Below are 22336 nucleotides of genomic sequence, written 5' to 3'. Positions count from 1 at the left end.
CGCCAAGCAGAGGGGTGTGACGTATCACATACCCTGTAAATTACTCACAAGGACCACATGGAAGATAACGCTCCCCCCGTGATTACCCTTGTCGTCCCGGTGCTCAACGAAGTGGAAACGGTGACGATCTTTGTTGAGCGTGTACACACCGTGCTTGCCGATGCTTCGTGGCAGTGGAACATCCTGTTTATTGACGATGGCTCAACTGATGGAACACAGCGCGAGATCAGGCGCCTTTCCCAAGCCTATGAAAAAGTTGGTTTTATTGCACTGAGCCGTAATTTCGGTAAGGAAGTGGCACTTTCAGCGGGTTTGCTCAATGCTAGGGGTAACGCGGCCGTACCCATTGATGTTGATTTACAAGATCCCCCTGAGCTCATTTTCGATTTCGTCAATATCTGGCAAACGCAGGGTATCGACATGGTCTACGGAATCCGCAGTGATCGGCCGGAGGACACGACCGCCAAGCGCCATTCGGCAAGCTGGTTTTATCGGTTGTTTAACCGTATTACCGAAACTCCCATCCCGGAAAACGCCGGCGACTTTCGATTGATTGACCGTCGCATGATCGAAGCTCTTCGCGCCATGCCCGAGCGTAACCGGTTCATGAAAGGGCTATATGCCTGGGTCGGTTATCAAAGCGTGGGAATACCCTATCGACGCCCGGCGCGTGTGAAAGGAGAGTCCAAGTTCAACTACTGGAAGCTATGGAACTTCGCCTTGGACGGCATGTTCAGTTTCAGCACGCTACCTTTGCGGATATGGTCATACATAGGGGGGGAATCGCGTGCCTGGCGTTTGTATACATCACCATCATAGTTAGCCAAGTGTTGATACTCGGGCGCGACGTGCCCGGCTATGCTTCATTGATGACAGCGATCTTGTTTTTTGGCGGTATGCAACTGCTTTCCATCGGGATTCTGGGCGAATATATCGGTCGTCTTTTTATCGAAAGCAAACAGCGGCCTCTCTATATCGTGGCAGATACCAGTGATGAGTACTCCAGCGCTCGCTGAGTTATGGCAAATGATGCGCTTTGGCCTTGTCGGGCTTGTGGCGTCTATCTCCCATATCCTTGTGGCTGCCTTGGTGCTATACGTGCTGCCCGTGCTACACGAGTTTTGGGTGAATGTGATTGCCTATGGCGTGGCATTTGGCGTATCGCTGATGGGCCACCAACGCGTCACATTTCAGCGTACCGCAAGCCTGTGGCGTTTTACCGTCATGTCACTCACAGGCTTTGGAATCAATAACTTGGTTTTGGTTGGAGCTTTAGGGATAGGCTTTTCGGGGCTTATAGCCATTGCTCCCGCTGTTGTAGTAGCGGCAACGGCAAGCTACGTGCTATCGCGATGCTGGGTATTTACCTAATAGTGCAATAATAACGTATCGTTTTTAATTCTTTACATAGCAAGCCTTTCGGGGGAAGTATGATCATACCGGTAATTTTATCCGGCGGCTCAGGGTCACGCCTTTGGCCTGTATCGCGAGAGCATTACCCAAAGCAGTTTCTCAACCTCAACCATGAGACGCTGAGCCTGCTGCAGGAAGCGGCCCAGCGTCTGCAAGACGTGGAAGGCGCGGGCACCCCCATCGTCGTCTGCAATGAAGAGCACCGCTTTCTGGTGGCGGAGCAATTGATGGCGATCGGCCTGCAGGATTCGCATATCATCCTCGAACCGTGCGGCCGCAACACTGCCCCCGCACTGGCGCTGGCGGCACTCGCGGCGCGTGACCTGTCGCCGGAGGCCGAGTTGCTGGTCATGCCCGCCGACCACGTCATCGAAGATGCAACCGCATTCGCTAGCGCCGTGAGACAAGGGCGCGAACTGCTGGCAAGCGGAAAGCTGGTCACCTTCGGCATCACCCCGGACAAGCCTCATACCGGCTACGGTTATATCCGGCGGGGTGAAGCGACAGGGCAAGGTTACGTCGTCGACGCCTTCGTCGAAAAGCCCGACGAAGCGCGGGCCAAGGCTTATCTGGAAAGCGGCGATTACCTCTGGAACAGCGGTATCTTCCTGTTCACGGCCACGGCCTACCTGGACGCCCTGAAGCAGTATGCCCCGGATATCCTGGAGGCCTGCGAACACGCCTACCAGGCTCGCAGCGAAGACCTGGACTTCCTGCGCATCGACGCCGCCGCCTTCGCCCGGTGCCGCAGCGAGTCGATCGACTACGCCGTGATGGAGCATACCCGACAGGCCGCCGTGGTGCCCATGGACCCCGGCTGGAGCGATATCGGCGCCTGGGATGCGCTGCACGAACTCAAGGCGGACGAAGCAGAGGGCAATAATGCCGTCAAAGGCGACGTCATGCTGCACGAGACCCGCAACAGTCTGGTCCGTAGTGAATCACGCCTGGTCGCGGCCGTCGGCGTGGAGGACCTGATCATCGTCGAAACCGAAGACGCCGTGCTGGTGGCGGACCGCCGTCACGCCCAGGGCACCAAGTTGATCGTCAACGCCCTGAAGGCAGCCGGACGCACGGAATGCCAGTCCCACCAGCGTGTCTATCGCCCCTGGGGCCACTACCGCACCATGGTGCTGACCGAGTCCTTCCAGGTGAAGGAGATCGTGGTCAAGCCCGGCGCCAAGCTATCACTGCAGATGCATCATCACCGTGCCGAACACTGGGTCGTGGTGGAAGGCACCGCCAAGGTCACCCAAAGCAAGGGGCACGGCGATACCGAAGCACTGCACAGCTTCCTGCTCTCCGAAGACGAGTCCACCTACATTCCGTTGGGCACTATGCACCGCCTGGAAAACCCCGGTGTCATCCCCTTGAAGCTGATCGAAGTGCAGACCGGCTCCTACCTGGGTGAAGACGACATCGTGCGCTTCAACGACGACTATGGGCGAGAATAAGGGTAAGAATCACACTACCAAACAAGCAGCGGGGATGGAGCCAATTCCCTGCTTGCTTTAAGCTATAGCGCTTTTTGAGTCCAACAGGATGCAGGGCGTCATGGAAGTACAACCTCCCCATTATTTTCGCGAGCGCCGTGTCGCCATCGTACACGACTGGCTTGTCGTCAATGGTGGGGCGGAAAAAGTGCTTCACGCGCTGGTTCAAGCCTTTCCACAGGCGGAAATTTTTACCTTGGTCGATTTCATGCCCAAGGAAGAGGCCGCTTGGCTGCATGGCAGGAAAATACACACCAGCCATTTGCAAAAATTGCCTTTCGCCAAGCGGTACTATCGCCACTACCTACCGTTGATGCCGTACCTGGTCGAGCAGTTTGATCTGCGCGGCTTCGATCTGGTGATTTCCTCCAGTCATGCGGTGGCCAAAGGGGTCATCACGCACCCCGAGCAAGCCCATATTTGCTACTGCCATACCCCCATGCGCTATGCCTGGGACATGAAGGAAAGCTACCTTGACGATGCCGGTTTCCGCTTTCCAGGCATGGAAACCTACGTGCGGAAAACGCTGAAGGGTATGCGTCAGTGGGATTACTTTACTGCGCAACAGGTGGATCACTTCATCGCCAATTCGCATAATGTGGCGCAACGTATCGCCAAGTACTACCGCCGTCAGGCCCATGTGCTGCATCCCCCGGTAGATATCGAGCACTTCTGTCTCAATGACGGCCCGCGCGAGGCGTACTATTTAGCAGCGTCCCGGCTGGTGCCCTATAAGCGACTCGACCTGATTATCGACGCGTTTAAACGTACCCCCCAGCGATGCCTGAAAGTGGTTGGCGCAGGCCCGGAAGCCGCGCGGCTCGCCCAGCGTGCGGCAGGCGCCGACAATATCGAGCTCATGGGCTACCAACCCGATGCCAAGCTCACCACGCTGATGGCCAATGCCCGAGGCTTCATATTTGCGGCCGATGAAGACTTCGGCATTTTACCGCTGGAAGCACAGGCCTGCGGCACCCCTGTACTGGCTTACGGCAAGGGAGGCGCGCTGGAGACCGTCAAAGGCGAGGCCCATGGCGCAGCGGCCACCGGTCTTCACTTTCCGGCGCAAACCGCGCGCTCGCTACTCGATACACTGGAACGTTTCGAAACCATGACGTTTGATCCTCACGCCTGCCGTCGCCACGCCGAGACCTTCAGCTATCCCCAATTTTGGCAACGCTTAGGCGCGTTACTCGACACCATGGAGGTCCTGGGTGATCAAAGCGACGATTAAACGCTGTTTACGCCCCATCATAAAAAAGCTCATCACCTACCCGGCGTTCAGACGGCTAGGACAGCGTATTCTGGCACCCTTTCCGCATCTCAAGGGCTGGGTGATACGTACTGTACAAGCCGGCCAATACGGCAGCCTCGCGGCGAATAACCGGATCGAGGGCTATGGCGAGCGCCAGCAGCAACTCGCCGATGGGCTCGAACAGCGTTGGAAACAGACTCCTCATGAGTAAAACCACTCTCTACATCGTTGATGCCCGGCAAGATGCTTCCCTGGCCAAGCCCGAGTCGGGAATCCAGGCGCTAGCTAGACACCTTCCGGCAAGCGCTGAGTGCGCGGATGTGCACGTGCTGTTGATGGGCTTGGATGAAATTTCCCTTGTTCGTTGGCATCGTGCATTGTTTCAGCACGGCATTGCCGAGGCGCACTGCCACACGCTGCTGCCCGATAGTGCCGAAGTATTGAGCCGAGTGGACTCGCAGTTGCTGGATAGCACCATTGACCACATGATTCAGGCCTTGGCGCCGAACGCGATAATCGATGTGGCCACTGGGCAAGCATGTCCTACCCGCCATGGCGAGACGCAAAATGACGCAGCAATCTCGGCTCACGCGCCGCCCACGCTGGCGTTCATTTCACCGCTACCGCCGCAAGCCACCGGCATTGCCAGCTACAGCGCAGAGCTTTTACCGTACCTTGCCAGGCACTTCACCATCACCTTGGTGGTGGATCAGCCCGAGGTGGATGCCGATGTTGCCGCGTTCGAATGCATCGACCCCACCACATTCAGCCAGCGCGCCGATGATTTCGATTACACGATCTACCAGATAGGCAATTCACTTTACCACGCTTATCAATTCGGTCTGCTGCGCCATCACCCAGGCATCGTGGTATTGCACGATTACTTTCTTTTCGATGCCGTATGGTGGCTCAACGAAAGCGGCCTACGTCCCAATGCGGTACGCGAACAGCTCTACGCCGACCATGGCTATCCGGCGCTTATTGCCCATGCTCAAGCTGCCCAGCATGCGCGTGGTGCGGAGCAGTACCCCGTCAACGGCTTGATTACCCGGCAAGCGGGCGGGGTGATCTACCACTCCGAGCATGCCCGCTCACTGGCGAAAGCCTGGCGCCAGGGTGTGCAGCCGCCCACCTATCTGATCCCGCACCTGCGCAAGCTTCCGCCGGTAGTGAATCGTGCGACAGCACGCCAGGCGCTCAATGTCAGCGACGACACGCTGGTCATTGCCAGCTTCGGCGGCATCAACCCCAAGAAGCTGACCCATATACTGATCGACGCCTTTCTCGGGGAATCGGCACAGGCGCAACCGCCATTCGGCGACAATGCTCGGCTGGTACTGGTAGGTGCGCAGCACAGTGGCGATTATGGGCAGCGACTTGACCGACTGCTGAAACGTCACCCTCGCGGCGATCGAGTTACCGTTACCGGCTATGCCTCTCGCGAGACCTATACCGCCTGGCTGCAGGCGGCCGACATTGCCGTACAGCTGCGAACGCAATCCCGCGGTGAAACCTCCGGCGCCGTTTTCGATGCCATGGCCCACGGTGTCGCGGTCATTGCCAATGCACACGGCAGCAATGCGGAGCTGCCCCAGGAACGTGTCTGCTTGCTGCCCGACCCCCAGGACCCCGCCCAGTTGGAGCCCTTCCTGCGCGATGCGCTGACTGAGCTGAGCACGAATCCCCAGGCACGCGAGCGGCTTGGCCAGGCAGGGCGGGAATTCGTCGCCACCGCGCTGGCGCCGGAACGTATTGCCGAACAGTACCGTGATGCCATTATCGAGGCGCCGCGCCGTGCGCCGCGCTATCGCTACGAACGTTATCTGGATCAGCTCGCGGCCAATCCCGCGCTGCGCAGTGCCATGGACACGGCGGAAACCGCCAAACAGCTCACCCGTATCTTGAGCGAGCTGGACACCACGCCCGATGAACACCCGCCACGTTTGCTGATCGATGTCAGCACCATTGCCTGGGAAGACCTCAAGACCGGCATCGAGCGGGTTACCCGGCGGGTCGCCGACCACTTGTTGCGCCAACCACCGCAAGGATGGCGGGTCGAGCTGATTCGCTGGGGAGGAGACGACTTTTACCTTGCCCGCGGTTTTGCCTGCGACCAATTGGGGTTGACCGAATCTCCCGGCCCCGACATTCCCGTTGAGGCACGTCCCGGCGACCGCTATGTCACACTCGAATGGGCGCCCCCCTTGCTCAAACAGGCCGGACACGTCATGCGCCGTATGCGCGCCGGCGGCGTGCGTTTCTATTTCACCGTACACGACTTGCTGCCGCTCTCGCTGCCCGAGTGTTTTCCCGAGCATATTCCCGCTACCATGCGTGAATGGTTCGACGCCATCAGCGAACTGGCCGATGGCATTACCTGTGTGTCCGCTCAGGTGGCCCGCGTGGTGGAAGCGGAACTGGATGCCCGCAGCGAAGGCAAGTACGGCAAGGACAGGCACGGCGAAGACAAGCACGGCGAAGATACATGCGATGAAGCCCCGCATCGCCCGTGGGTCAAACACTTTCACCTTGGCGCGGATTTTCAGCCCACCGAAGGGGCGCACGGAAAGCAGGCGGCGCTGAGCCAAAGCGAGCGCCGCTGGCTAAAAACGCTTGACCACAGCGATGGGCCGATCTGGCTCATGGTGGGCACCGTCGAGCCTCGCAAAGGGCATCGCCAAGTGCTTGATGCCCTGGAGCAGTGTTGGGCGGAAGGTGAGCCCTTCAACCTCGTGATCGTGGGTAAGCAAGGCTGGGACGTCGAAGCCCTTATGGCGCGCATCAAACGGCATCCGCAGCGTCAAAAGCGGCTTTTCTGGATGCAGGGTGTCAGCGATACTCTGCTTGATACGCTCTATCAGCGAAGCGATGCCTTGATTGCCGCCTCATACGGCGAAGGCTTTGGCCTTCCGCTGATTGAAGCTGCCCACCACGGCATCGATATTTTCGCTCGCGACATTCCTGTGTTTCGTGAAGTCGCCGGAGAGTATGCCGACTACTTCGAGGCCGACACGCCCGAGGCGCTCGCCCAGGCGCTCAAGCGCTGGGCCAAGGCCTGGCGAGAAGGGCGCGTGACACCTTCGCGCGGCATGCCCTACCTCAACTGGCGCCAAAGCGCAGAGCGCTGGGCATCCGCCATTCTGAACGACCAACCTGCCACACTGGTAAAGGAACCCCGCTAATGGCGACGCTATCATCTCTTCGCCATACGGCGGTGTATTACGCGACACAGCAGACCCGACTCCTCCGCCGACACCTGCCGCTCATTGCGCTGCTGACGCGTCAAGAGCTGGTCGACCGCCACAAAGGCTCGTTGCTCGGGCGCACCTGGACGGTGGTCTCGCCGTTGATCAACATCCTGGTATTCGTGTTGATCTTCTCGACCATCATGGGCGCGCGCCTTGAAGGCTTCGGCGCCGAGATCGACGAATACACCTACAGTATCTATCTGATCAGCGGCATCCTCGCCTGGACCGCCTTCGCCAAGAGCCTCAGTGCCATCACCAACCTGTTCATAGACCGCGCGGGGATGATCACAAAGATCAACGTCTCGTTGAAGGCGCTACCGCTTTCCACGCTGCTGGCCGAAACGGTGATCTACCTGATCGGCATGGCCTTTTTTGCCGTATTTCTTCTGCTCATTGGTTTCCCTATAGGTCCGCATTGGCTGGGCGTGCCGCTGGTGCTGGCGCTACAGTTAGCGTTCACTTACGCGCTGGGGCTTCTGCTCGCCATCCTGGCGGTTTACTTGAAAGACATTCGCGAAGGCGTCGCGGTACTGCTGCCCGTCTGGTTCTGGTTGACCCCTATCGTCTACGTCGATGACATCATTCCGCCCTGGGCGCTGGACATCATCGCGCTCAACCCCATGTTCCAGTTCATCGACGCCTACCGCGCGCTGATTCTCTATCAGCAACTGCCCGGCGCGGCAGGGCTGGTCGCGGTGTCCGCCGTCACGCTAGTGCTGCTATACGCTGCGCTCTGGCTACTCAAACGCACCGAGCGCGACCTTCGCGACGCGCTGTAAATCAAGCGCTCTCAGTCCAGCGCACCCGATAAGCCCAGCGCACTCAAGTCAAATACAAGAAAGAAAAAAGAACAGACAGTAAAAGCACAAGAGGCATATCCATGACCACGCCGCCAACGGCTGATTCCAACATCCGCGTGACCGCGCTGCGCAAAACGTTCAAGCGTTTTGCCAAGCCGGCCGACCGTCTCAAAGAGGTGGTGACCGGCCGTGTTCGCCACGAAGCCCATGTCGCGCTGAACGATATCAGCTTCTCCGTGGCCCCCGGCGAGGTATTGGGAGTGTTGGGGCAAAATGGCGCGGGCAAGTCCACGCTGCTCAAACTGATGACCGGCGTACTGCTGCCCGATAGCGGCCAAATTGATATTCAGGGGCGAGTGACCGGCCTGCTGGAGCTCGGCACCGGCTTCAACCCCGAACTGAGCGGCGCCGACAACATAATCGCCAATGCCTTGATGCTGGGTATGAGCCGCGCCGAGATAGAGCAGCGTCGCGACGAGATTATTGCCTTTTCGGAACTGGGCGACTATATCCATGAGCCGTTGCGCACCTACTCCTCCGGCATGGTGATGCGGCTGGGTTTCGCCATTGCCATTCACGCCGATCCCGCCTGCCTGCTGGTGGATGAAGCGTTATCGGTCGGAGACGGCTACTTTCAGCAAAAATGCATGCAGCGCATTCGTGACTTCAAGGCCCAGGGCGGCTCGATTCTGTTCGTCTCCCATGATCTCAATGCCGTCAAGATTCTCTGCGATCGCGCCATCGTGCTGGATGGGGGACGAATCGTGTTACAGGGCAGCCCGGAAGAAGCCGTCAACGTCTACAACCACATCATGGCGCGGCAGTCGGAAGAAGAAGAGGGCCGCCACCTGGCCCGGCAGGCTCAAGTGTTCGGCACCCACGACGTAGTGGTCGAACACGCCACGCTCAGCGGCCAGCGCAGTGGCGCCAACATGCTCACCAGCGGTGAAATGTGCGACCTGTATGTCACCATTCGCGCGCAAACCGCCTGCGACGATGTCGCGCTGGGGATGCTGATACGCGACCGCTTCGGGCAGGATATCTTCGGCATCAACACCCATGAGCGTCACGGCGCAACCGCGCTCAACGCCGGTGAAACCCGCACGTTTCATTTCGCCATCACCGCCACCATTGCACCGGGGAAGTACACCGTAACCCTGGCCCTGCACCCCGGGGGCCAACACCTGGATAAATGCTACTGGTGGCAGGATGGCGCGCTGACGTTTGAGGTATCCGGTTTCAGCGGCCCCGCCTTTTCCGGTATATGCGAACTTCCCCATCATATTCACGTGGTTGCGCCAGCCGACCAGGAGACCTCATGAGCACACAAGAACAGGATATCGAAAGGCTGGAACAGCGCCTGCGTCACGCCGCCGCCGAACTCGAAGCGCAGCATTTGCCGCTCGGCGAACCCACCGAAGACTGGCGCCGCCATCTGGCCTTCCTGAACGAGCGCGAAGACACCCGCTTTGCGCTGTTGGTGCCCACCCGGCCACGGCTGGAAGAACTGCTCGCCTACGACCAGGACGACGCCACCTTTATCGAGGCGTTCTACCACCATTTGCTCGGCCGCGAAAGCGACCCGGAAGGGAGCGCCTACTACCTGCGGGAAACCGCTGCCTTTGGGCGACTGTTCGTACTCAGCAGCCTGCTGCAAGCCGCGCCCGCCCAGGCGCATATACACCGGCAGGGCATTCACTTGCCGCCGATTCTGCGCCGGCTGACGCGCCTTCATGCCATGGCCAACCGCGGCAGTGGCGCCATGAATCGGCTACAGATGGCCGCGTTTTGGCGCCTGCTGCGCGCATGGGACAAGTTGAAGCGCCGCCGTTGGGCTAACACTGCCAGCCTTTACCGGCTGCTGGCGCGTAACAGCGCGGCGAGCCAGACACGCCAGGTGATCGCCAACGCCCTGCTGGAAATCGACCAGCGCCAGCAAGCCCTTACCGAGCGGCAGCAACACGAGTACGCCCGCCAGGGGAGTTTATGGCAGCAAGTCGCCGAGCTGCGCCGCCAAACGTTGTCCACGCCTGGAGGTGGGGAAGTCGGTGCGCCCCACGTACCCGCGCCGCCCACTGACGATGACGGTGCGCCCAGCGCAACTGCGCTGGATGCCTATTATCTCGCCTTTGAAGATGCCTTCCGCGGCGAGGAAACCCAGATCAGCGATCACCTGGAGCGCTACCGCGATACCTGGACCCGCGCACGCCAGGCAGGCCGGCGCGCCCTTGACCTGGGCTGTGGCCGAGGAGAATGGCTGCGCCTGCTCACGCAGGCCGGGTTCGAGGCGCACGGGATAGACCTCAATACCACGATGGTGGCGCACTGCCAGGCGCAAGGCTTTGCGGTTGAGTACCAGGATGCTCTGGCAGCACTGAAACACCAGGCGGATAACAGCCATGCGTTGATCAGCGGGTTTCACATCGCCGAGCACCTGCCGTTCGAGGCGCTGTTTCAACTCATCGCCGAAGCCCATCGTGTGCTGGCTCCCGGTGGCGTGCTGATTCTGGAAACCCCTAACCCGGAAAACCTGATCGTCGCCAGCTACAGCTTCTACCACGACCTGACCCACCGAAACCCGCTCACACCGCCGACGTTAGGCTTTCTCTATCAGTTTCACGGTTTTCAGGCCGTGGAAACCCGGCGCTTCAACCCGCCGCCGGAAAGCACCCGTATCGATGCGCAAGACCCCGCCGCCGAGCGCCTTGACCGCCTGCTGATGGCGCCCATGGACTACGCCATCATCGGTACCAAGGACGCCCCGCACCGCGACACGCAAGGTGACCCGCAACGCGACTCGCAAGGTAAAGAGAGCGAACAATGAACATTCTTGTTACCGCCAACCAGACACCGTTCTTGCCCGGCGGCGCCCATTATCATGTGCAGGGCCTGGTAGGCGCGCTGCGCCGCTTTGGTTACCGCGCCGAGTTACTGACGCTACCGTTTCACTACGCCGAAGCGCAGATAGAGCAGCAGATGGCGTTTGCCGAGCAGCTCAACGTCACCGCGCCCAACGACGTGACCATTGACCGAGTGATCAGCCTGCAGTTTCCCAGCTACGGGGTGAGCCACCCCGAGCACAGCGTATGGCTAATGCACCAGCACCGCATCTGCTATGAGCTTTACGACCCCGAGCAGGCTAGCCCGGCGCTGAAAGCGCTGAAGCCCCAGGTAGAGGCCTATGACCGCCGCCACCTCGGCAATGCCAAGCACCTCTTCGCCAACTCGCCCCGCGTGGCGGAGCGTTTACAGCACAACACCGGCCTGAGTGCCGAGCCGCTCTACCACCCGCCGTACCGTGCCGAGCACTTCACCTGCGCCGACGACTGGGGTTACGTCTACTACCCCAGCCGCCTGGAGCCGCTAAAACGCCAAGCGTTACTCATTGAAGCCCTGGCACAGACTCGCACACCGGTAAAACTGCTGCTGAGCGGGGAGGGCAGTCAGCGCGCCCAACTTCAGGCGCTGATTGAACAGCACTCACTCAGCGACCGCGTGCGGCTGCTGGGTCACATATCCGAACAGGAAAAACTCACCCTTTACGCCCACGCCTTGGCCGTAGCCTTTCCCACGTTCGATGAAGACTACGGCTACGTGACGCTAGAGGCGATGCTGGCGGCAAAACCCGTCATCACCTGCACCGACAGCGGTGGCCCCCTGGCGTTTGTCGAACCGGGAGCCACCGGCTGGGTAGCCGAACCCCACCCTCAAGCATTGGCCCAGGCATTGGATGAGGCCTACGCCGACCGCACCCGCGCCAAGCGCCTGGGGCAGCAGGGGAGAGCCGCCTACCAGGCGCTGAATATATCCTGGCACCATGTCGTTTCGCGGCTGATGCAAACGCCGTAATGGGCGTATACTCAGTGCAACCGTCTGTTAAATGCACTATTCAATGAGCTGGCGCAAGGCAGCACCACGTGTGAGGAGTGAACCCTTGCACGGTTTCCAAGCTAGCCTTAGACTGACCATTAAAAATCAGTGTTCGATAATTCGGCCTCGTGTAGTGGGATGCCGTTAGTGTGGTTGAAGACTTTCCTTGAAGCATCTGGCTAGCGCAACAGGCGTAACAAGGGGTTACCAAAGCCGCGCGACTTCACTAGGCAATATGGCGGATAGTGTAATCGGGGCCAAGAGTCGTTGACTTACGCCCAAGCGTGACATTACATTAGCCGTGTTCCATTAGGTGTAGGTAAGCCACTAATACTTAGGCACCACACTGTACGAGGGAACTCAGATAACACCTTGAGCGCTCAAGGTCTGATAAGAACCCCCCATGTCGGGAGGTATCTTTCTAAGCAAGGAGACTATAGTCCCATGGCTACACAAGAAAATCTGGAACTGGCTCAACAGCTGTACATCGCCTACTACGGTCGCCCGGCTGACGAAGCTGGTCAAACCTACTGGGCAGAGCAGATCGAAGAAGATGGCCTGGCCGCTGCCGTCGAAGGTTTTGGTACTTCCGACGAGTACACCTCGCGCTTCGGCGACATGACCGACGAAGAGCTGGTCAACAACCTGTACCAGCAAGCGTTCAACCGCGATGCTGATGAGGGTGGCCTTGAGTTTTACGTAGGCAAGCTGGAAAGTGGTGAACTGGACCTGGCCAGCATCGCGCTGACCATCGTTCAGAATGCAGCGGACGTTGACGCTCAGGATCTGACGACCCTGAACAACAAGCAAGCTGCTGCTCAGCTATTCACCGACGCCGCTGGCGAGAACTACAGCGATGACGAAGCCGCTGATTACGCGTCTGAGTTCCTGGCCGACGTCAACGCCGAAACTGACGTGGACGCGGACATCGACATCGACGCCGTTGTCGCTGACATCCCGCAGCAATCTGTACCGGGCGATGACTTCAGTCTCACTACAGGTGTCAACGACCTGACCGGCACTGCGGACGATGACACGTTCAGCGCGCCACTGGATCAGGTTACCGATCCGGCTACTGGTGACCAGTTCCAAATTCAGACTCTTACTTCTGTTGATCTGGTGGATGGCGGCGAAGGCACTGACCGTTTGAACGCGCGCCTGGTCGACAACTCAGCTGACAATGTTGTGATTGAAAACGTTGAGCAGCTTTACTTCCGTTCCACCAACGATAATGCCGCACTTAACGCATCTGGCGTTACTGGTGTTGAACAGTTATGGAATGATCGTTCTAGCGCCGATTTAGATGTGACCAATGTTCAGAACTCCGTAGTTGTTGGTCTGAACGCAGTGCGTCCAACTAGCACCGATGGTTTTAGTGTTGCCTATGCTGACGGTGTATTGGGTTCTTCTGCTTTCGCTCAGACGCTAGTAGCAAATGGTGCCGGCACTCAGGCCAATTCGCTAGATGTCGATATCACTGCAGGTACAGGTGATACTATCACAAGCCTGAATGTTGATGCTTCTGGCCTTAATAACATTGAGCTTCAGGCTGGTCTTGATGACGTCACAGCTCTGAACGTAACCGGTGACGGTTCCCTGAACCTGAACACATTGACAGCTAGCCTTGAGTCAATCGCTGCTGGTGATCATGCCGGTGGCCTTACTCTCACCGCTGCTGACGGTGACCTGCAGGAAGTGACTACTGGTGCGGGCGACGACAGCCTCACACTGGCTGGTAATCTGCTAGATGAAGGCTTCGTCAATACTGGCGCAGGCGACGACAACGTTAACGCTGGCGGCTCCGATGTTGAAGCAGGTGCTTCCATCGATCTGGGCGCTGGCGACGACGTTGTGAGCAACCTGGGTACAGTCGACAAAGATGCGTCTGTTGATGGCGGCGAAGGCACTGACACTCTGCAGCTACAAGCTGTGGCTGCCGCCAACGTTGGCGCGTTCAGCAACTTCGAAGTGTTCGATGTCAACGCTCTGGACAAGACCCTCGACCTGAACATTTTGTCTGCAGACAATGATGTTCAAGAAATCGTTGGTACTGGTGCCACTGGTGCAGATGCTGAACTGACTAACGTTGGTGCTGATGTTGGCTTCCGCGCTACTGCCGATATGGGTACTACAAACGATATCGTGCTGACTCAGGCAACTGCAGGCGCTCTGGATGTTACTCTGGATGCTGATCAAGCTGCTACCGCTTCAGCAACCGATGACAACATCGCCACTACGACTGTTGCAGCCACTAATGCGACCAGCGTTAACGCTGTTTTTGATTCTGAAAGCGTTAACGAAATCGCTGGCGGTATCACCAACGTACAGACAATTGACCTAACTGTTGGCGACTCTGCAAATACAACAGGCGGTGCAACTTCTATCACTATCGACTCTAGTGGTGAAAATGCCGCTAACGTGTTGGTTTTGAGCGACGACACCGAAAATGCTGATGGTGATTCAGTATTGACAGAACTGACTATTACCGGTGATCAAGATTTAGATATCACTGATATCTCATCAACCAATGGTTCTGCTATCGAATCTGTTGATGCAGGTGCGCTGACCGGTGACCTAACCGTTGATCTGGGTACTCTGGCTAACGGTGGCGAAGTTACCTTGGGCAGCGGTGCAGATACGGTTGAAGTCGGTGTTAACGCTGGTGCTGCTACTGGCGATATCGAGTCTATCGTTGGTTTTGAGGCTTCCGAGTCTACTACCGATGCAGAGCTGATTGCTGATGCCGACATCATTGACTTTGTAAACGATGCGTCTATCGGTGCTGGTTCGAATGCTAATGTCGAAGTCGAAGATGGTGTTGCTACCTTCTTGGGTGCTGGTCCGTCCACACTGGATCAAGCCATCGACTTTGTTAATAGCCTGGACATGGCCCAAAATGCCGCAGTTGCATTTGAGTACGTGGGCGATACCTATACCTTTATCGAAGGTACGGCTGCAGGCGTTGTGGATGCTGTCAACGATTCAGTCGTTAAGCTAGCAGGCGTGACTGATGTTGACTCTCTGAACATCAATGGCGATGCTAACCTCTACATCGCTTAATACCTCTCTCTGAGAAGGATGCCTATCACTAGATAGGTTAGCTACAGAACCCTCGCCTCGGCGGGGGTTTTTTCTCCTTGCTTTTCAGCCCTGCCTCGGTAGGGCTTTTTTCAATTAAGGAGCCCCTATGCCCCAATGGATTGCGCTCTCACGTACAGAACACTCAAGCCAACATGTGCTTCCGCGTGACGGCTACCACCACAGTGCCAAACAGCGTGTGGTGCCGGTGCTGCTGGCTGAGTTGAACAAGCTGATTCCCCACTACGTGCTGGGCTTTATTCGCCAAGGCGAACGCTACACACCCGTTGCCGTGCTGGGCGTAAAAGGCAATGCCTACTTGGCTCCGGATGGTCGTTGGTTTTCCCCTTACGTTCCGGCCCAGTTGCGTGGCTACCCTTTTGCCTTAGCCAAGGCAGAAGACGGCCAGCAGGTATTGGCGATTGATACAGCGCACTTGGTGAACGGTCCGGACGGCAAGCCGCTGTTCGATGAACAAGGCGAGCTTTCCGAGCACACCCGCAAGGTATATGGCTTCCTGGCCCAGTGTGAGAAGAACCGCCTCGCCACCCAGCAAGCAGCCGATGTACTTGCCAAGCATAAGCTGTTGGTGCCCTGGGAGATGGTCATCGGCACCGATGCCGAAGGTGGTAGTCCGGTGAAGCTGGACGGCCTCTATCGTGTGGATGAGCAGGCGCTCAATGCTCTGGAACCTGAAGCCTTGGCCGAACTTCGTGGTGGCCCGCTGGCATTGGCCTATGCCCATTTGTTTTCCACCGCCCAGCACAAGGCGCTGGCGGATCGCGTGCAATTTCAAGCCAAGTACGCCGAGCAGGGTAGTGATGTACCGTCCAATCTTGATGACGTATTCGACGGCGACGAAGATTTGGAATTTGATTTTAGCTAGGGAGCTATGACCATGGCAGACGAACAGAAAACGATCACGATTGACGGCACCGCGTACTACGTCGCTGACCTTTCCGAGAACGCCAAGGCGCAGGTCACCAACTTGCGCGTGACCGATGCCGAGATCGACAAGCTCAAGCAGCAGCTGGCAATTTTCCAGACGGCACGTACCGCCTATGCACGGGCGTTGAGTGACGAACTGCCCAAGAAAGAGACACATTGATCATGCTGCGATTCACTCTTATAGCTGCCATCGGGCTTGTCTTGGGTGGCTGTGTGCCATTCGTGCCGATTATTTGATAGTGTTTACGGTTGTCGATTGATCGGCCAGCTATTTATAATTAGGAAAAACAGTATGTTGGGGATTTTCCAGATCGAAATGAGATTTTTAGCTTCCTGCCACCGTTCGACAGTTTAGTGACAGAATTACAAGCGTATAGAATGACAGAAAGGATGCAGCATGCATCCTTTCTGTCGTGGTGTATTTTCATTAGTGACTTTTTATGTAAGCAATTTCTTACAAGACTAAGGGATATTTCCTAGGTTCTAATAACTAGATTTGTGGTACTTTGGTGGGTGCAAAGATTACTTTGGGTATTCGAGCTGTACCTGTGGTCGATGCATTTTTTAGCTCACCGTCACAATAGGAAATTCCATGGAACCGCAAAGCCTCGTTCAACAACTTTACCTCGCTTACTACGGCCGCCCCGCTGATCCGGGTGGTCTGGCTTATTGGTCAGAGCAGCTTCAAGCCAATGACGGCAACCTTGATTCCATCATCAACTTTTTTGGCGACTCCGACGAATTTACCCAGCGCTACGGCGACCAAGAGCCGACCGAGCTGGTTAACAACCTGTACCAGCAGCTCTTTGGCCGTGATGCGGAAGAAGGCGGTCTTGAGTTCTACACCGAGAAATTGAATAGCGGCGAACTGACTCTGGCGCAAATTGCCTCGACCATCTCGCAAAATGCCGCTAATGAAGACTCAACCACTGTTAATAACCGTGTCGAAGTCGCCAACCGTTTCACTCAAGACGTACAAGAGCGTGGCTTAGCCTACGGCCCGGATCAAGTAGAAGCGGCGGGGCAGCTTGTGGCAAGTGTCGCTTCCAATACCAACGTTGCAGAATACATCCAGTCTGCTGTCAACCAGATGCTTGATACACTGCCTGCGAACGATAATGCTGGGCCGGGTGAGGATGAGGAAGAAGAAGACCAGGATACTGGTAGTGATTGGACTCCGCCTGCTGAGCCTGAGCCTGTTGTCCATGAAGTAACTAACGATGACGTCGCGAACAATGGCATTAAGACGATAGACGGTTTCGATTTTCTCCGCGGGGACGTAGTTGATATGAAAGCCGTGGAAAATGTCGACTTTTTTTCATCTGCTGGTTTTCAGTTCCGTGGAGGGCGTGAGGAGTGGGATGAAATCTCCCCCAACGGCACTCATGACTTAGTCTTTCAGCTTGATGGTGGGACAGGGCGTCATGTCACAATTTTGTGGGGTAACGAAAGCCCTGCAAGGGTTCAATTTAACACCGATAATCTTAAAGTTTTAGGAGAGCCTCTTGCTGACGCGGGGCTTGGTGATTTTGACAGCACGTTAGAGATGCTGCTTACCAATAACCCACGTGGGAATTTATATAGCACCAGTGAGGCAGGTGAGCGTCAACTTCTTGTTGGTGGCGATGGTCCGCAAACTCTGTATGGAGGGGGGGGAGATGATATCTTGGTCGGTGGTAAAGGTGATGACGTCTTTTTAACCCTGTCGAGTAGCGATGTCATTTTCGGCGGGCAGGGCGCTGATGTTTTTTATATGGGAAGTTCTGCTAACGATAATTTATTCCGTCCCGTCATCAAAGATTATTCTTTCGATGAAGGAGATGTGATTGACATTTCACATGTGCATTACCCCAAAGGTTCTGAGGGGCTTTTCAATCATTTCGAGTTCCGTTCTGGCGAACGTGAAGATGTGTCAGGAACTGCTGATGATTTAGTAATTGAACTGATTGGCGATGAATTTGAGGGTTCAACTGCCAGCTCAGTGATCGTGCTGGAAGATAGAGCGAACTCGAATGTTCGCCTGTCCCTGGGTGATCAGCTTGATAATACTCCTTTCTCATCGGTGGAAGAAGCAATTGTTGGTCGTGGCGAAGACGCAAATATTGTTGGCGATAGCGAATATGGCCAGCTTCTGATTGGTGGCGATGGTACTCAGACCCTCACTTCCGGTGCTGGCGATGATGTGATGATAGGCGGTAAAGGAGAGGACACTTTCAAGTTCGAGGGTGTCTTCGGTGATGATATTATCTTTGACTGGAGCAATACCGGAGAGACCGGGAACGTGATCGATATGTCATCATTCGATGCGCTTACTTTTGACAATATTTCCCAGTCGACAGATGGTGACAACTTGGTGATCTCAACTGATGAGTTCTCCAGCTCAATTACTCTTATTGGTGTGTCAAAAGAACTTATAGAGAGCAGTTTCACCTTCGCGCCTAACTAAGTTGTCCCTCGTTCCTTGACGAGTGTCCCTTGCCCCCGACCCAGCGTCGGGGGTCTTTCGTTAGCAGGCGTGACCTTCCCCCTGGGCTTTCAGACTATCGGATACGGTCGTCCTGCCGATACGAAAGCGCAGTTCGCCACCGGAAATCATGTTGGCGATTCGCCGGGCACCGTAGCGCGGATTGTCGCGCTTGATAGTCAAGATGGCCTCGACAATGAACGCCGGGGTCGGTGGTCGGCCACGACGCTTTCCTTCCGCGACCTTGTCGGCATGAGCTTTACGGCTTTTTCCCTGCAGCCATCGGATGTACGTCGTGGGGGTAAAGTGCATGAAGCGCGTCACCCAAGGAAAGAGCCGGTGCAGGCGGGCAAACCACCAGCGCTGCCACCGGGTCAGGCTCGGTCGCTTCCTTATCAGCCGGCGCTTTGCCGGTGGTGTGCGGCTGCCTTGAGCGGCGACGACTTTCTCTCTCAGGCTTTTGACTTCCAGCGACAGCACCGCCAGCTGCAATCTCCGTTTTGCCCAGACGACCCGGTCGCGTCGAAATCGTCGACAGCTGAGCGCCCCAACCAACAGCCCCGAGGCAAATGCCAGCAGGGTGAACAACCACACCGCCATTGCACGATCCTTTGGCAAAAGGGCGCAAGGATACGCGAGGCGGCGGTTTCGATTCTACTAATGTGATGTATGCCGGCCCGTGCCGCTTTCAAAGCCCTACTCGGGCCTTGGGGCTGCGCCACCGCATAAACGTGGCCCTGTGGCCACTGTATGGTCGAGTTGCTGTCTCGGAACCGGTACCATTGTCCTACCTTATTTGCCGAAGGAGCCATGACATGGCCGACGAACCGCAGCAGACCATCACCATCGATGGCACCGAGTACAATGTTGCCGATCTTTCCGAAAACGCCCAGAACCAGGTAGTCAACCTGCGCGTGACGGATCAGGAAATCGCCAAGCTCAAGCAGCAACTGGCGATTTATCAAACGGCGCGTACCGCGTATGCCAAGGCACTGAGTGAAGAGCTGCCGAAAAAGCACTGACGAACATCCTCCGCCTCGGCCTTGAGCCGGGGTTTTGTGACGAAGGTCGACCATTTATCAGTTCTACCGGAGCCACCATGACGCAATGGATTGCGGTCTCCCGCACCCAACACGCCGACAAGCACTACCTGCCCCGCGAAGGCTACGACTTTGCCAGTAAACAGCCCATGGCCCAGGTCCTGCTCGCCGAATTAGCCAAGCTGTTGCCGCATTACCCCCTGGGCTTTATCAAGCAGGGCGAACATTATGTGCCTGTGGCGCTATTGGGCACGGAACAGAACCTATACGTCGCGCCCAGCGGCAAGTGGCTGGGCAAATATGTGCCCGCGTCCCTGCGCGGCTACCCCTTTACCCTGGCCAGCAATGAGACCGGTGAGAAAGCACTCGCCATTGAGGCGGATTACCTGAGCGACGACGCAGGCAAGCCGCTCTTTGCCGAGGGGGAGCCGACTAAATCGGTGGCTGATACCCTGGCATTCTTGACGCAATGCGAGAACAACCGCCAAACGACCCAGGCCGCGTGCCAGGCGCTGGAAAGCGCAGGTATTCTCACGCCGTGGCCACTTACTGTGCCGATTGGCGAGAGCCGCAAGCGGTTCAATGGCCTCTATCGCGTGGATGAGCAGGCACTCAATACACTCGATGCCGAAACCTACGCCACCCTGCAAGGCGCCCCCATGCAGTTGGCCTACGCGCAGCTCTACAGCATCGCCCAGACCGAGCAGCTCACTCAGCGGGCCGCGCTGCAGGAAAGGCTCGCTCAAGCCCAGGCGCCCGCCAACTTGGACGAACTGTTCGGGGAAGAGGATGATGACCTGGAATTCGATTTCGGCAGTTAATTCGGCTGAGGCGCTGTATTTTTTTTTGTATAGAGGTAAGCATATCTCGTGAGTTTGGACTATAGGTGTAGGCGGCGCATTTCATCATAGTCAGCGCCCTTTATTCGATCACGTGTAAGGAGACATCCATGGAAACACAAGATCTCGTTCAACAACTTTACCTCGCATACTATGGCCGCCCTGCGGATCCGGGTGGTTTGGCTTACTGGTCAGAGCAGCTGGACGCCAATGATGGCGACCTGGACTCCGCAATCAACTTCTTTGGCGACTCCGACGAGTTTACCCAGCGCTACGGCGATGAGGAGCCGACCGATCTGGTCAACAACATGTACCAGCAGCTGTTTGGCCGCGATGCTGAAGAAGAAGGCCTCGAGTTCTACACCGAGAAGCTGGAAAGCGGCGAAGTCTCGCTGGCGCAAATTGCTGGCATTATTTCTCAGAATGCCGCTAACGAAGATGAGACAACAGTCCAGAATCGCGTTTCGGTCGCCAATGACTTCACCCGCGAAGTAGAAGAGCGCGGTTTGGAGTACGGCCCGGATGAGATAGAAGCTGCTAGCCAGCTCGTCGCCAACGTAAACGCCGACACCGACGTCGACGCGTACGTACAGGGTGATGTTGAAGCAACCCTGGAAACTCTACCTGCGGCCGATGACGAAGAACCTGGTAACGGCGACGACGAAACACCGGGTGACGGCGATGAAGCGCCCACGCCAACTGAGCCGACTTTTGAAGCCGTTGAAGATGCTGAAGGCAATGTGACCTTCGACGGCACGGCGACCGGCAACATCACGTTCACGACAGATAGTGAAGATAATGCTACCTTCAGCCGTGAGGGCGTTGCCGCAACGAACACAGTTGCAATTACCCAGGATACTGAAATCAACCTCGCTGAAGGCCAGACGCTAGAGCTGACAGCCGAGCAAGCGGATCTGTTCGGAAACGGTCAGATCACGGGTGATGGCGATGTTGTCCTCAATGAAGTGACTTTCAGTGAACTCGAGGGTGCTTTAGCCAAGTTTGGCACGTCTGGCGATGTTTCCTACACGCTCGACGACACGGAAGGTGATATTGCAGTAACTGACGCTGATGACGCTGTGCTAGTTGCCGGTGCCGAAAATGCTGGTGACTACACCATCGACTTTGATGGCGATACTGAGGGTGGCGATGCTGAACTGACCGCCGAGCAGTTCACCACCATTACCGACGCTGATGTTGGGTTGAGTGACGACGATGCCATCACCGTAACTGGCGTAACTGCCGACGATTTCGATGATGTCTACGGTGCGCTGCAGGATGACGACACGATCGAAGTTGCTGCTGACGAAGAAGTCGAGCTATCCGCAGACGAGCTGGCAAGCGACACTGATGCCACGCTGACAGCAGCCGAAGGCGAGTCTGCTGATCTGCTGGTGGCCGGCGTTGCTGACGACGACACCCTGACCGCTACCGACCTGGTCGACACCTTCGACGTGTCTGGTCTGGAAAATGGTCAGTCCGCTACTATCGAAGGCTTTGAAGTCGGTGATGGCCTCGATACGGGTATAGTCGGCATGGAAACCGGTGTATTGGATGATGGCGCAGAGTCTGGGTTCCAAGCCTCCGTTAACGATATTGATAGCGATGGAGATGGTTCCGATGATTCAGCTGAGGTCATCTATGAGCTCACTGAAGATGGTTCTCAAACAGCAACAGTAACGCTCACCGGCATCACGACTGGTGACGCAGACTTTGAGGCCAATGGTGGCATCATTACAGCTGTTCCTTCCGATAACGTCGCTTAAACCCTCCCCGAGTGAGATGCCTATCCTCGGATAGGTCAACGCAAAGCGAGCCCGCCTCTTCGGAGGCGGGTTTTTTGCTTTTGCAGGGCATCTTTATCAGCGATAGCACCTGAGCGGGCTGC

Annotated in this window: 18 protein-coding genes; 17 read left to right on the top strand and 1 reads right to left on the bottom strand. The window is 56.8% G+C overall.

Annotated features, from left to right (window positions below; translation table 11 throughout):
* The first annotated feature begins 57 nt into the window (after positions 1–57).
* The 14 genes from R5M92_RS07810 (at position 58) to R5M92_RS07745 (ending at position 18551) form a co-directional block, all read left to right on the top strand.
* Positions 58–819, top strand: coding sequence for a glycosyltransferase family 2 protein (locus R5M92_RS07810; protein WP_346799154.1), 762 nt, complete (start codon positions 58–60; stop codon positions 817–819).
* A gap of 174 nt (positions 820–993) precedes the next feature.
* On the top strand, positions 994–1371 hold the full coding sequence (locus R5M92_RS07805) for a GtrA family protein (protein WP_346799152.1): 378 nt from the start codon (positions 994–996) through the stop codon (positions 1369–1371).
* Positions 1372–1430: 59 nt separating this feature from the next.
* On the top strand, positions 1431–2867 hold the full coding sequence (locus R5M92_RS07800; RefSeq protein ID WP_346799150.1) for a mannose-1-phosphate guanylyltransferase/mannose-6-phosphate isomerase: 1437 nt from the start codon (positions 1431–1433) through the stop codon (positions 2865–2867).
* Positions 2868–2967: 100 nt separating this feature from the next.
* Positions 2968–4140 carry a glycosyltransferase gene (locus tag R5M92_RS07795; protein WP_346799149.1) on the top strand — a complete coding sequence of 391 codons (1173 nt, stop codon included), beginning with the start codon at positions 2968–2970 and terminating at the stop codon, positions 4138–4140.
* Positions 4121–4372 (top strand): hypothetical protein, encoded by a 252-nt coding sequence (locus tag R5M92_RS07790; protein ID WP_346799147.1) that lies wholly within the window; start codon positions 4121–4123, stop codon positions 4370–4372. The genes R5M92_RS07795 and R5M92_RS07790 overlap by 20 nt, the downstream gene beginning before the upstream one ends.
* Positions 4365–7343 carry a glycosyltransferase gene (locus R5M92_RS07785; RefSeq protein WP_346799146.1) on the top strand — a complete coding sequence of 993 codons (2979 nt, stop codon included), beginning with the start codon at positions 4365–4367 and terminating at the stop codon, positions 7341–7343. The genes R5M92_RS07790 and R5M92_RS07785 overlap by 8 nt, the downstream gene beginning before the upstream one ends.
* Positions 7343–8188, top strand: a complete 846-nt coding sequence (locus R5M92_RS07780; protein WP_346799144.1) for an ABC transporter permease — start codon at positions 7343–7345, stop codon at positions 8186–8188. Before R5M92_RS07785 ends, R5M92_RS07780 begins: the two co-directional genes overlap by 1 nt.
* 101 nt (positions 8189–8289) lie before the next feature.
* Positions 8290–9531: an ABC transporter ATP-binding protein gene (locus R5M92_RS07775; RefSeq protein ID WP_346799142.1), complete on the top strand. Its 1242-nt coding sequence runs from the start codon at positions 8290–8292 to the stop codon at positions 9529–9531.
* Positions 9528–11033 (top strand): class I SAM-dependent methyltransferase, encoded by a 1506-nt coding sequence (locus R5M92_RS07770; RefSeq protein WP_346799140.1) that lies wholly within the window; start codon positions 9528–9530, stop codon positions 11031–11033. The genes R5M92_RS07775 and R5M92_RS07770 overlap by 4 nt, the downstream gene beginning before the upstream one ends.
* Positions 11030–12058 (top strand): glycosyltransferase family 4 protein, encoded by a 1029-nt coding sequence (locus R5M92_RS07765; RefSeq protein ID WP_346799138.1) that lies wholly within the window; start codon positions 11030–11032, stop codon positions 12056–12058. The genes R5M92_RS07770 and R5M92_RS07765 overlap by 4 nt, the downstream gene beginning before the upstream one ends.
* Positions 12059–12523: 465 nt before the next feature.
* Entirely contained in the window at positions 12524–15139 is a 2616-nt protein-coding gene (locus R5M92_RS07760; RefSeq protein WP_346799136.1) for a DUF4214 domain-containing protein, read from the top strand.
* A gap of 127 nt (positions 15140–15266) precedes the next feature.
* On the top strand, positions 15267–16043 hold the full coding sequence (locus R5M92_RS07755; RefSeq protein ID WP_346799135.1) for a SapC family protein: 777 nt from the start codon (positions 15267–15269) through the stop codon (positions 16041–16043).
* Positions 16044–16055: 12 nt separating this feature from the next.
* Positions 16056–16265: a DUF6447 family protein gene (locus R5M92_RS07750; protein ID WP_346799134.1), complete on the top strand. Its 210-nt coding sequence runs from the start codon at positions 16056–16058 to the stop codon at positions 16263–16265.
* Positions 16266–16697: 432 nt separating this feature from the next.
* On the top strand, positions 16698–18551 hold the full coding sequence (locus R5M92_RS07745; RefSeq protein ID WP_346799132.1) for a DUF4214 domain-containing protein: 1854 nt from the start codon (positions 16698–16700) through the stop codon (positions 18549–18551).
* 60 nt (positions 18552–18611) lie between these two features.
* On the opposite strand, the gene R5M92_RS07740 is transcribed toward R5M92_RS07745, so the two are convergent.
* Positions 18612–19169, bottom strand: a complete 558-nt coding sequence (locus tag R5M92_RS07740; RefSeq protein ID WP_346799131.1) for a hypothetical protein — start codon at positions 19167–19169, stop codon at positions 18612–18614.
* Positions 19170–19384: 215 nt separating this feature from the next.
* On the opposite strand from R5M92_RS07740, the gene R5M92_RS07735 reads away from it, so the two are divergent.
* The 3 genes from R5M92_RS07735 (at position 19385) to R5M92_RS07725 (ending at position 22214) form a co-directional block, all read left to right on the top strand.
* Positions 19385–19591 (top strand): hypothetical protein, encoded by a 207-nt coding sequence (locus R5M92_RS07735; RefSeq protein WP_346799130.1) that lies wholly within the window; start codon positions 19385–19387, stop codon positions 19589–19591.
* A 77-nt stretch (positions 19592–19668) separates the two neighbouring features.
* Positions 19669–20430: a SapC family protein gene (locus R5M92_RS07730; protein ID WP_346799129.1), complete on the top strand. Its 762-nt coding sequence runs from the start codon at positions 19669–19671 to the stop codon at positions 20428–20430.
* Between the two features lie 128 nt (positions 20431–20558).
* Positions 20559–22214, top strand: a complete 1656-nt coding sequence (locus R5M92_RS07725) for a DUF4214 domain-containing protein (RefSeq protein ID WP_346799127.1) — start codon at positions 20559–20561, stop codon at positions 22212–22214.
* Positions 22215–22336: the final 122 nt, after the last annotated feature.

This window comes from Halomonas sp. Bachu 37, assembly GCF_039691755.1.
GTDB lineage: Bacteria > Pseudomonadota > Gammaproteobacteria > Pseudomonadales > Halomonadaceae > Vreelandella > Vreelandella kashgarensis.
Note: the sequence above shows the minus strand (reverse complement) of the source record. Positions and strands in the feature narration are given on the sequence as shown.

Excerpts from the sequence above, each read along its gene's own strand:
- R5M92_RS07810 (WP_346799154.1), top strand. The coding sequence starts at position 58 with ATGGAAGATAACGCTCCCCCCGTGATTACCCTTGTCGTCCCGGTGCTC.
- R5M92_RS07805 (WP_346799152.1), top strand. The coding sequence starts at position 994 with ATGAGTACTCCAGCGCTCGCTGAGTTATGGCAAATGATGCGCTTTGGC.
- R5M92_RS07800 (WP_346799150.1), top strand. The coding sequence starts at position 1,431 with ATGATCATACCGGTAATTTTATCCGGCGGCTCAGGGTCACGCCTTTGG.
- R5M92_RS07795 (WP_346799149.1), top strand. The coding sequence starts at position 2,968 with ATGGAAGTACAACCTCCCCATTATTTTCGCGAGCGCCGTGTCGCCATC.
- R5M92_RS07785 (WP_346799146.1), top strand. The coding sequence starts at position 4,365 with ATGAGTAAAACCACTCTCTACATCGTTGATGCCCGGCAAGATGCTTCC.
- R5M92_RS07780 (WP_346799144.1), top strand. The coding sequence starts at position 7,343 with ATGGCGACGCTATCATCTCTTCGCCATACGGCGGTGTATTACGCGACA.
- R5M92_RS07775 (WP_346799142.1), top strand. The coding sequence starts at position 8,290 with ATGACCACGCCGCCAACGGCTGATTCCAACATCCGCGTGACCGCGCTG.
- R5M92_RS07770 (WP_346799140.1), top strand. The coding sequence starts at position 9,528 with ATGAGCACACAAGAACAGGATATCGAAAGGCTGGAACAGCGCCTGCGT.
- R5M92_RS07765 (WP_346799138.1), top strand. The coding sequence starts at position 11,030 with ATGAACATTCTTGTTACCGCCAACCAGACACCGTTCTTGCCCGGCGGC.
- R5M92_RS07760 (WP_346799136.1), top strand. The coding sequence starts at position 12,524 with ATGGCTACACAAGAAAATCTGGAACTGGCTCAACAGCTGTACATCGCC.
- R5M92_RS07755 (WP_346799135.1), top strand. The coding sequence starts at position 15,267 with ATGCCCCAATGGATTGCGCTCTCACGTACAGAACACTCAAGCCAACAT.
- R5M92_RS07750 (WP_346799134.1), top strand. The coding sequence starts at position 16,056 with ATGGCAGACGAACAGAAAACGATCACGATTGACGGCACCGCGTACTAC.
- R5M92_RS07745 (WP_346799132.1), top strand. The coding sequence starts at position 16,698 with ATGGAACCGCAAAGCCTCGTTCAACAACTTTACCTCGCTTACTACGGC.
- R5M92_RS07740 (WP_346799131.1), bottom strand. The coding sequence starts at position 19,169 with ATGGCGGTGTGGTTGTTCACCCTGCTGGCATTTGCCTCGGGGCTGTTG.
- R5M92_RS07735 (WP_346799130.1), top strand. The coding sequence starts at position 19,385 with ATGGCCGACGAACCGCAGCAGACCATCACCATCGATGGCACCGAGTAC.
- R5M92_RS07730 (WP_346799129.1), top strand. The coding sequence starts at position 19,669 with ATGACGCAATGGATTGCGGTCTCCCGCACCCAACACGCCGACAAGCAC.
- R5M92_RS07725 (WP_346799127.1), top strand. The coding sequence starts at position 20,559 with ATGGAAACACAAGATCTCGTTCAACAACTTTACCTCGCATACTATGGC.